Source organism: Rhodococcus sp. (in: high G+C Gram-positive bacteria) (assembly GCF_049591685.1).
In the GTDB taxonomy this organism is placed as follows: domain Bacteria; phylum Actinomycetota; class Actinomycetes; order Mycobacteriales; family Mycobacteriaceae; genus Rhodococcoides.
The window spans coordinates 1-4,707 of record NZ_JBAWFH010000505.1 but is presented as its reverse complement, the minus strand read 5'-3'; the positions used below and the strand labels follow the sequence as shown (position 1 = coordinate 4,707).

Here is a 4,707-nt window from a genome sequence, read left to right as displayed (position 1 = left end):
GAACTCGCGCATCATGCCGCCCATCAGGGCTCGGCCGACACTCTTGAACAGCGCGAACGGAACCGGGACCTCGATGCGTCCCGCACGCCTGATGGCCTGCGAAAGCATGATGGTGCCGTCGGCACCGACGTTGAAGGTGCCCGCTGGCCCGCTGACAGTGGCGCGCTCGAGCGCGGCGAGCGCGTCTTCCTCGTGCAGCAGCTGCATCCGAGCGTCACGACCGATGATGCTCGGGATGATGGGAGAGGTCATGTAGCGGGAGATCGTTCCGTTCAACCGCGGGCCGATCAACGGCGCCATGCGCAGAATGGACACCGCAATATCGGGGCGACGACGCCCCAGCCCGCGGATGTATCCCTCGATGTCGATGGTGTCGCGTGCGAAAGCCCCGGACGGAGGGCGCCGAGCGCTCATTTCCTCGGTGAACTTGACCGGGTCCTTGGCGCTGCACCCGTACACCGAAGACGACGATCGCAGAACGACCTTCTGCACGGACGGCGACTTCTGGCACACCGCGAACAGTTGCATCGCGCCGATGACGTTGAGGTCTTTCATCGTCGCGCGGCCACCGGAACGCGGCGGCTTGGTGATGGTGGCGGCATGGACGACGGTGTCGACGCCCGCGTTGCGGATGACCTTCCCGATCAGCGGGTTGCGAATGTCGGCTCGCACGAACTCGGCGCGGCCCATGCGGCGCAATAGATCTTTGCTGGGTGAGCGGGAGTCGACGGCAATGACCCGTTCGATGGACGGGTTTTGCGCGAGACGGGTGACGAGGTAGCCACCGAGAAAGCGGCTGGCTCCGGTGACCAGCACTACTTTGGGCGCTGCCACGCCTCGGTCGTTCGCGTTCACTCACACCCCCGTCGCCCCTGCAGGTTCAGCTCTGCCGCAACCTGCAGCCTACTGGACTCGGGCAGTTTGTGAGCGGTCTGGGAGAACACGAAGAGCCCGCCACCACAGGGGTGACGGGCTCGTCGGTGAAGCAGTTTACTTACCGAGTTTCCTGCGCTGCACTCGTGTGCGACGAAGCAATTTGCGGTGCTTCTTCTTCGACATGCGCTTGCGACGCTTCTTGATCACTGAACCCATGGCGGGTGTTCCTCACGTTCTTCTCTAGCGTTTTCGCGCACGCGCGTTGCGTACGCCTACCTGGCAGCCTCGAACCCCACCGCACGGTGAAACCAGCGGAGCCGTCGATTCCCAAGCTGGCGCTCGGGCCTCGTTTGCCGAAGCTCGATGCAACAAGCCACTGGCACGACGAGTTCCCATCTTACCGGTGCGTGAGTCGATCCACGAAACCGGCCCGATGTTGCTCGCTCGTGCCCGAAGCGCTACTCAGCCTGCGTCGAAGTACGAGGTCTCGAGGTAGTCGTGCACAGCCTTGGCGTGGACACGGAACGATCGACCTACTCGTACTGCAGGCAACTCTCCGCCGTGTACCAGGCGGTACACAGTCATTTTGGACACCCTCATCAGTGACGCCACTTCGGCGACCGTGAGGAATTGCGTTCCAGCCAAAGCTGGTTGACCGTCCGGGGACGAACCCTTGGACGACTTGTTTACAGGCGCCATCAATCCACTTACCTCCGGCACGTCTCGCGCGGCAGGCTTCCCCTCCTGCCGAACAGACACGCACGTGCTACCAGTGAGCTTAGCGGGACCAATGGGGTTACTGCGACGTGTGTAGGTATCGATTTATTATTCTGCTGTGACGCCCATCTCACTCGCACGAGCCTTGGCGGCATCCAATGCGTCGAAAAACGCTGTTCGGAGCCCATTTTCTTCGAGTTTTCGGACCGCTGCTGCTGTGGTTCCGCCCGGAGACGTCACGGCGTAGCGGAGCTCGGTTGGGGTCTCGTCGGCCCGATCCAGCATGGCCGCCGACCCGACCATCGTCTGCACGACGAGCGCCGACGCCACATCCCGGGTCAATCCGAGGCCGACACCGGCGTCGATCATGGCCTCGGCGACGAGGAAGAAGTAGGCGGGTCCCGACCCGGAGACCGCGGTGACGGCGTCGAGCTGATTTTCCTTGACCACGACCACCTTGCCGACCGAGGACAGGATCGAGCGGACGAGCTCGAGGTGCTCGGCTTTCGCGTAGCGCCCCGGAGCCAGCACGCTGACGCCCTCCCCCACGAGCATGGGCGTGTTGGGCATGACGCGGACGACCGGGAAACCCGCCGGGAGTTTCGGTTCGAACTTCGACGTCGGCACACCCGCGGCGAGAGAGACGATGAGCTGTTCGCGGTCCCCGTCGAGATCGGTTTTGGCCACCTCGGTCACCGCAGAATCCACGTCTCCCGGCTTGACCGCGAGCACGATGACGTCGGCGTTCTCCGACGCCTCCCCGATCGAGGCGGTCAAGATGCCGAAGACCGAGGCCAGTTCGGCAGCGCGCGTCGTGGACTTCTCGGCAACCACCAGGTCGCGGACCGCGTGGCCCGATTCGAGCAGTCCGGCGATGAGCGCCTCGCCGATGCGTCCGCCTCCGATTACAGCAATTCTCGTCATGCGCCCAAGCCTAGATGCGGGCCGATCCGCGCTAGCGCGGCACCATCGCCAGCTGACGGCTCTGTACGACGACCGCGCCGGTGGAGTCGAGTACCAGGTGGTCCTCCTCGAACCAGGTGCCACCGATGACCGTGCTGCTGGCCGCGACCCGGAGCCATCCCGGCGCAGGCTGCTTGCGCAGGTAGGCCGTCAGCTGCACGGTCGGTGCCCACCCGAACATTCCGCGGTTCATCGTCACCGGCGCACAGATGTCTCCGGTCATCAGTGCGAAGAGGACGGCCGTGTCGGCGTCGGCTTCGTCGCCCGCGTGCGGACGCACCCACATGCGCACCTCCGGCTCGCCCTGCTTACCGGTCAGGAAGTGCGCCGAGCTGGGATCGATCCGCATGTCGCAGCCCTGCGCAACGTGCACGATCGACGCCATCGGGTGGTCCCCGCCGATCGCCTCGGTCTCGGCGGGCGGCTCGGGAGCCATCGACGCCAGCGACGACGCCACCTCGTGTCGAGGCGATTCCGCATCGGGACGTCCGAGGGTGACGACGGCACGGACTGCGACGCGCTCGCCCTGCGTCATCTCGACGTCGACGTGCGAAACCTGCTTGCCGCGCTTGCGGACGATGGTCGTCAGCGCGACCTCGCCCGGGTCGGGTGCGTTGAGGTAGCTGACGCTGACGGCCAAGGGCTGCAGGTCGGCACTGTCCACACCTGCGAGCTGCGCTGTGACTGTGGCCCCCGTGAGCTGCGCCTTTGCTGCGGCGGCGCACGCGGCCAGCAAGGTGCCGCCGTGCACCTTGGGCCCGATCGTCCAGGTCGAGTCGATGACGGCCGCGTACGAGCCTTCGGTGTCGGTGCGGTCGATCGTCGTCAATGTCGTTGCGGTGCGAAAGGGGCTGTCCATGTGCGAAGAACCTACTTCAGGTAGCGACGCGCGAACGTCAGGGCCTGCCCACACATCGACGCTCGCTCCTGCAGCGTTCGCGCGTTCTGAGTGTTGATCTCGATGACGGCCTGCCCGCTGAATCCGCGACGACGCAGCTCGGTGCACACCTCGGCGACGGGTTGATCGCCGTGCCCCGGGATCAGGTGCTCGTCGACCGAAGCACCGCGGCCGTCCGCGAGATGCAGATGCGCCAGGCCGTCGCCCATGCGGTTCATCATCGCCACCGCGTCGGATCCGGCGGTCGCGGTGTGTGAGAGGTCGAGGGTGTAGTGGGCGTGCCCGGAATCCGTCGGATCGTAGGACGGGGCGAAGGCCGACAATGCCGCGCCCGGGCCGCCGCGTTTGCGCAACCTGGCCGCGGACCCTTCCTTGCGGCCGAAGAACCTGTCGGCACGCATCGGGAACATGTTCTCCACTGCGACGAGAACTTCGGAGCCTGTTTCGAGTTCGGCGACCTGGTCGGAGAAACCCTCCGCGTACTTCTTCTGCCACCGGAACGGCGGGTGTACGACGACGGTCGACGCCCCGAGCTTCTCGGCGGCCTGCACCGACCGTTCGAGCTTGGCGGCGGGATCGGCGCCCCACACGCGCTGCGAGATCAGCAGACATGGGGTGTGGATCGCCTGGACCGGCACACCGTACTTGCGTACCAGCGCTGCAACCGCCTCGACGTCCTGACTGACCGACTCCGCCCACACCATCAACTCGATGCCGTCGTAGCCCAGTTCGGCGGCATATCGAAATGCTGCCTCGGTGTTCTGCGGATACACCGAGGCAGTGGACAGCCCAACGGCGACGCGACCGTCCTTCACGACGGTGCCCGTCAGCTCGTACTCAGTTGGAACGCGAGCGGCCCGAGAGTGACGAACACTCCCACCGCGATGGCGATGACCATGCTGATCATGTCGTCGGTGCGGCGCAGAATGCGAACGACCGCCACGAGGCCGACGATGACCAAAACAGCAAGAATCAGCGCGACCCAGGGAAGAACGTCCCACAGCCGCTCGAAGCCCTTGAACAGCAGAGCTCCCACCACGACCGCGACGATGCCCTGGCCCAGCAGACTCAGCCACTGCTTGGCCGCATCCTTCTTCGATGCCCGCCCGTCGGCGACGGCAGCCGGCTGCACGGGCGCGTTCTCGGCCTTTCCGGAATCACCAGCCTCGCCGGGATCCACGGTTTCGGTGGCAGTCTTCGCTTCGGTCGCCGTGTCTGCCGTGTCTGCGGAGTCCACGAACTTCGGTGTCACC

7 protein-coding genes are annotated in these 4,707 nt (G+C 65.5%); all 7 read right to left on the bottom strand.

Translation table 11 applies throughout. The features are described from left to right. The coding region (locus WBQ44_RS20770) for an NAD-dependent epimerase/dehydratase family protein (protein ID WP_495568557.1) at window positions 1-834 on the bottom strand (834 nt) is incomplete at its 3' end. A 156-nt stretch (window positions 835-990) separates the two neighbouring features. Beyond that, complete coding sequence (locus WBQ44_RS20765) at window positions 991-1,092, bottom strand: 30S ribosomal protein bS22 (protein WP_003402602.1); 102 nt, start codon at window positions 1,090-1,092, stop codon at window positions 991-993. A 246-nt stretch (window positions 1,093-1,338) separates the two neighbouring features. Next, window positions 1,339-1,575: a helix-turn-helix domain-containing protein gene (locus tag WBQ44_RS20760; RefSeq protein WP_495568556.1), complete on the bottom strand. Its 237-nt coding sequence runs from the start codon at window positions 1,573-1,575 to the stop codon at window positions 1,339-1,341. Window positions 1,576-1,701: 126 nt separating this feature from the next. After that, window positions 1,702-2,517: a pyrroline-5-carboxylate reductase gene (gene proC / locus WBQ44_RS20755; RefSeq protein ID WP_495568555.1), complete on the bottom strand. Its 816-nt coding sequence runs from the start codon at window positions 2,515-2,517 to the stop codon at window positions 1,702-1,704. A 31-nt stretch (window positions 2,518-2,548) separates the two neighbouring features. After that, entirely contained in the window at window positions 2,549-3,415 is an 867-nt protein-coding gene (locus WBQ44_RS20750; protein WP_495568554.1) for a thioesterase family protein, read from the bottom strand. 11 nt (window positions 3,416-3,426) lie between these two features. Beyond that, the gene (locus tag WBQ44_RS20745; protein ID WP_495568553.1) at window positions 3,427-4,269 is read right to left on the bottom strand and encodes a sugar phosphate isomerase/epimerase family protein; all 843 of its coding nucleotides are present in this window, start codon (window positions 4,267-4,269) and stop codon (window positions 3,427-3,429) included. 11 nt (window positions 4,270-4,280) lie between these two features. Then, window positions 4,281-4,707, bottom strand: a 427-nt coding sequence (locus tag WBQ44_RS20740) for an Rv0497 family membrane protein (RefSeq protein WP_495568552.1), incomplete at its 5' end; no start/stop codon positions are given.